This is a genomic window from Bacillus sp. JJ1532 (genome assembly GCF_036965085.1).
Lineage (GTDB): Bacteria > Bacillota > Bacilli > Bacillales > Cytobacillaceae > Cytobacillus.
In genome coordinates this window covers 7,197-10,549 of the sequence record NZ_JBALOW010000098.1, presented here as the reverse complement: position 1 = coordinate 10,549, position 3,353 = coordinate 7,197, and the positions used below count along the sequence as shown (strand labels likewise).

The 3,353-nt window shown below is 37.1% G+C and carries 3 protein-coding genes and 1 other annotated feature (1 of these 4 only partly in view); of the genes, 1 reads left to right on the top strand and 2 read right to left on the bottom strand.

Going from position 1 to position 3,353, the window contains the following annotated elements; all coding sequences use genetic code 11:
• Nucleotides 1–253: 253 nt before the first annotated feature.
• A complete protein-coding gene (locus V7122_RS23155) occupies nt 254–1,618 on the bottom strand; it encodes a PLP-dependent aminotransferase family protein (RefSeq protein WP_335529488.1) in 1,365 nt (454 codons plus the stop codon).
• 94 nt (nt 1,619–1,712) lie between these two features.
• Here V7122_RS23155 and V7122_RS23150 point away from each other — a divergent pair, with 94 nt between their 5' ends.
• Nucleotides 1,713–2,288 carry a GNAT family N-acetyltransferase gene (locus V7122_RS23150; protein WP_335529486.1) on the top strand — a complete coding sequence of 192 codons (576 nt, stop codon included), beginning with the start codon at nt 1,713–1,715 and terminating at the stop codon, nt 2,286–2,288.
• Nucleotides 2,289–2,345: 57 nt separating this feature from the next.
• On the opposite strand, the gene V7122_RS23145 is transcribed toward V7122_RS23150, so the two are convergent.
• Entirely contained in the window at nt 2,346–3,140 is a 795-nt protein-coding gene (locus tag V7122_RS23145; protein ID WP_335529484.1) for a nucleotidyltransferase domain-containing protein, read from the bottom strand.
• A 190-nt stretch (nt 3,141–3,330) separates the two neighbouring features.
• Nucleotides 3,331–3,353: a binding site (T-box leader), on the top strand; it runs 245 nt beyond the window's last position.

The window sequence follows — 3,353 nt, the reverse complement described above, 5'->3', positions numbered from 1 at the left end:
ATTTCTGGGACGAAGGTAGTTTAAAAGTCTCCTCAGAGCCTTTCAATACGAAAATTCAGTGATGAAGGGTGTTTAAATGCCTTCTTAGAACCCTTTAACGCGAAAAATCCGTGACGATGGGTGTTAAGAATAATGGATTAGAAAAACGATTAAATTAATGGAAATGTAAAAGGACCAAACATAGAGAATAATGTCTAGTCCATCGAAATTAGGTTTCCTTTATATCAAAATAAGGTGGAACAACCTCCCTCCCCTATAACCACGCCTCTGCTAGTTTTTGAATTCCTTCTTTTATTTCTTCTATTGTAAGCCCCCCATATCCAAGGATCACCATGTGAGTTTTCGGTTTTTTTATAAATGATATGGATGCCGGGTAAATACGGACTCCTCTCTCTACTGCCTGGTGAATTGCACATTGTTCTGTGAGGTAAGGAGGCAGCTTTAGGACAATATGCAAACCTGAATGTTCCCCGATTATTTCAAACTCCTTTGGCAAGTAAGTTTCAATGGATTCTAATAAAACTTGAAGTGTTTTCCGATAAGTCGTACGCATTTTGGCAAGATGCCGTTCAAAGTGGCCTTCTTTCATAAAATCTGCCACTGCTAGCTGATCCATACGGGAGACAGTTGATTTTTGCTGTTCATTAAATTTTTCGAACGAAATAACTAAAGATTTGGGTATTATCATATAGCTCATTCGAATGGAAGGAATGAAAGATTTTGAAAATGACCCAAAATAAATAACATGCTGAAGTTGATCAATCTGTGCCAAAGCCGGAATCGGCAGTCCTTTGTAGCGATATTCCGAATCATAGTCATCTTCAATAATAAAACTTTCATGTTCATTGGCCCATTTTAATAAACCGACCCGCCTTTCGAGCGACATGATCATTCCGAGTGGAAACTGGTGGGCAGGTGTGGTATATACCAAATCTAATTTTTTATTAGGGATGGATACCCCAAAGTGATCTACTTGAATAGGAGTCACTGTCAGTCCTAGCTTAGCAAATACAGCCTTTGCCCGTATAAATCCAGGTTCCTCCATACCAATACGTGTTTCCATTCCGAAAAACTGACATATATCCTGTAACTGCATTTGTGTTCCGCTATAAATGAATACTTGGTCTGCTTCACATTGGACACCGCGTGAACGCCCTACATATTTGGCAATTTCTGTCCGCAACGCCCATTCCCCCTGCCACGGACTACTCACTAAATTCCCTTCTTCCATATGTTTTCGAATCAATCTTTTCCAAATCTGAAATGGAAAATGGACTGAATCCACATGTCCAGAATTGAAATCAATTAATCCTTCTTGGATCAAACATATAGAAGATTCCTGCATAGGCATATTCTTTGTAATCGGTTGCCATTCTTGTTCAATGGCAGATACAAAATAGCCTGACCGCTCACGACTGATAATATAGCCTTCCGCCAAAAGTTGTTCATACGCTTCACGAACTGTATGAATACTTATATCAAGCTGTGTAGCAAGCTGCCGTTTTGAAGGAAGCTTGCTATGTGGAAGAACTGTTTTTTTTATAATGGCATTTTTTATTTGTTCATAGATTTGGATATACATAGGCTTTCCTTGCACTAAATATATAGGCAGTTCCATTTTATTTCTCCTTTTGGTATGGTCATTATTTTTCTTTTTGGTTATTTTCATCATACCAAAATTTCAATTAAATGGATGAAAGGAGTGATTATTTATGAAAAAAATAATATTAGAAAATGAGGTTGTTCGCTTAAAGGAATTGGATCAAAATGACTTAGATGGTATTTTTGAAGCCTCACAGGATGAATTAATTTGGAAGCATATGACCCTGAACATCGCAACTAAAGTAGATGCGGTTGAATATGTGCAAAATGCATTGACCAATAAAGAGCACGGAACAGAATATCCATTTATCATTATCGATCAAAAAACAAAGCAAATTATCGGCTCCACTAGATTTCTAGATTTACATTTAGAACATAAGCGATTAGAAATCGGTTACACATGGCTAAATACAAAGTATTGGCGTACAAATATCAATTCAAATTGTAAGTATTTGCTGCTAGAATACTGCTTTGAAAATCTTGGCCTTCATCGCGTTCAACTGAAAACAGATCATGAGAATCTCCGTTCTCAAAAGGCCATTGAACGAATTGGCGGCAAAAAAGAAGGGATCCTGCGCAATCATATGATTCGCCAAGATGGCACTGCCCGACATACGGTTATGTACAGTATCACGCATGAAGAATGGCCGTATGTAAAGGAGCATCTTCAAAAATTGATGAGATAGTTAAGTAGTCAATAAGGGATTTTGCAATGCTCTCAATTGGAGGAGATCTGGGCAAAATTATTCCCAGACCTCTTTCAATGTATCTCGGAAAAGCTGGTTGAGTTCATTAGTTGGATTTGGAACACCGCAATGTCTCCTTTTTCCAAATTCTTCGAGACGTTCAATTTCTTTTTGAATAAATGAATGGAGGACGCCTATGTTCAAGTCAGTGCCCCACTCTTCTCCATCCATTTTGTGTTGAATAATTTTAACAATTTCTTCTTTCACTTCTCCTATAGGAATAAGCGTTTCAAACAAAATATGAAAGTTAACTGGAGGTATTGTTTGAAACTTTTCTATCCATTTGGCTGCTAGAAGTGGTCTTAATACATTGATATATTTCTTAATTTTTCGTTCATTCCCTTGAATACAGTCACGGAAATTCCCTTTTGCCATCCTAACATAATGATTTACCCCAATCACAGCTGAAAATACATTCTGTGCCATCAGCCGTATCTGCTCGATGGTTGAATAGGATTCATCATAAATTATACTAGAGTGTAACCATTCGAAAAGAGACGGATTGGATTTCCTTAATAATCTCAACGCCTTCGTGAGCTCCCAGCCGCTTAAATCCAATTGATCATCAATCAGAATTGAAACGACATCCCGATTTGGAATTTCTATCGTATCCCTCTGTTGATCAATAGATAGATACCAGTCCATTCGGTGTACATATATGAAACGAACATCGTAGTCACTATCTTTAGATGGGAACCCCCAGGCACGACTTCCTGCTTCGCATGCATAAAGGACCTTTATATCATAATCAACTTCAAGCTGACGCATTACCTGCTGGATATGATTAAACATTTGAATGCCTCCAATCCTTCAAATATTAAGTATCGGTTAAGGGCTATTTCTTTTATAGTATGACTATTTTTATGGGGCTAAAGCAAATAGGAGGAGGAGAACTTTCAAGGTTCTACCAAATTCAATTAATTCAAAAAAACAAAAAATTATATTGACATATTATTTTTCGTTTACTAAATTTACTCTAATAATAAATTCAGTGACGAGAAAGAG